At 68.7% G+C, this 1,165-nt stretch carries 2 protein-coding genes; both read left to right on the forward strand.

Annotated elements, in window-relative coordinates; genetic code table 11:
- Nucleotides 1-1,058, forward strand: a 1,058-nt coding sequence (smeD, locus tag QRO91_RS22420; protein ID WP_180849238.1) for a multidrug efflux RND transporter periplasmic adaptor subunit SmeD, incomplete at its 5' end; no start/stop codon positions are given.
- 12 nt (nucleotides 1,059-1,070) lie between these two features.
- Nucleotides 1,071-1,165, forward strand: a 95-nt coding sequence (locus QRO91_RS22615) for an efflux RND transporter permease subunit (RefSeq protein ID WP_180849240.1), incomplete at its 3' end; no start/stop codon positions are given.

Genomic DNA, 1,165 nt, shown 5'->3' on the forward strand with positions numbered 1-1,165 from the left:
CCGAGACCGTGGGCCTGACCCGCGAACTGCCGGGCCGTACCAATGCCTTCCTGGTCGCCGAAGTGCGCCCGCAGGTGAACGGCATCGTCGCCAAGCGCCTGTTCACCGAGGGCGGCATGGTCAAGGCCGGCGAGCCGCTGTACCAGATCGAGGACGCCAGCTACCGCGCCCAGGCCAACAGCGCCCGCGCCCAGCTGGCCCGTGCCGAAGCCACCGCCAACGCTGCCCGCCTCAGCGCCAAGCGCATCACCGAGCTGGCCAAGGTCGACGCGGTCAGCCAGCAGGATCTGGAAAACGCCGTGGCTGCGCAGAAGCAGGCCGAGGCTGATGTCGGTGCCGCCAAGGCGTCGCTGGATGCGGCCAACGTCACCCTGGGCTATGCCCGCATCGTCGCGCCGATCAGCGGTCGCATCGGCAAGTCCAGCGTCACCCAGGGTGCGCTGGTCAGCGCCGGCCAGGCCAATGCACTGGCCACCGTGCAGCAGCTGGACCCGATCTACGTCGACCTGACCCAGTCCTCGGCCGAGCTGCTGCAGCTGCGCCGCGAACTGGCCGCCGGCCGCCTGCAGGACAATCAGTCGCTGCCGGTCAGCATCCTGATGGAAGACGGCAGCACCTTCGAGCACAAGGGCACGCTGGAGTTCTCCGAAGTCAGCGTCGATCCGGCTACCGGCAGCTTCGGCCTGCGCGTGAAGGTGGACAACCCGGACGGCCTGCTGATGCCGGGCACCTATGTGCGCGCAGTGATCGGCGGCGGCGTGCGCAGCGATGCAGTGCTGGTGCCGATGCAGGGCATCGCCCGCGATCCGAAGGGCGACACCACCGCGATGGTGGTCGGCAAGGACAACAAGGTTGAGGTGCGCCCGGTCAAGGTCAGCCGCACGGTCGGTGACAAGTGGCTGGTCGAGGACGGTCTGAAGGCCGGCGACAAGGTCATCGTCGAAGGCCTGCAGAAGATCGGCCCCGGCATGCCGGTCAAAGCCACCGAGAAGGGCGCTGCGCCGGCCAAGCCGGCGGCGGCCGCCCAGCCTGCGGCCCCGGCCGGCGGCGCGAAGTAAGCGGAGAACCCCATGGCACGCTTTTTCATCGATCGACCCATCTTTGCATGGGTCATCGCCATCATCATCATGCTCGCCGGCGGCCTGGCCCTGTTCAAGCTGCCGGT

Source organism: Stenotrophomonas maltophilia group sp. Smal32 (genome assembly GCF_030237085.1).
Lineage (GTDB): Bacteria > Pseudomonadota > Gammaproteobacteria > Xanthomonadales > Xanthomonadaceae > Stenotrophomonas > Stenotrophomonas maltophilia_Q.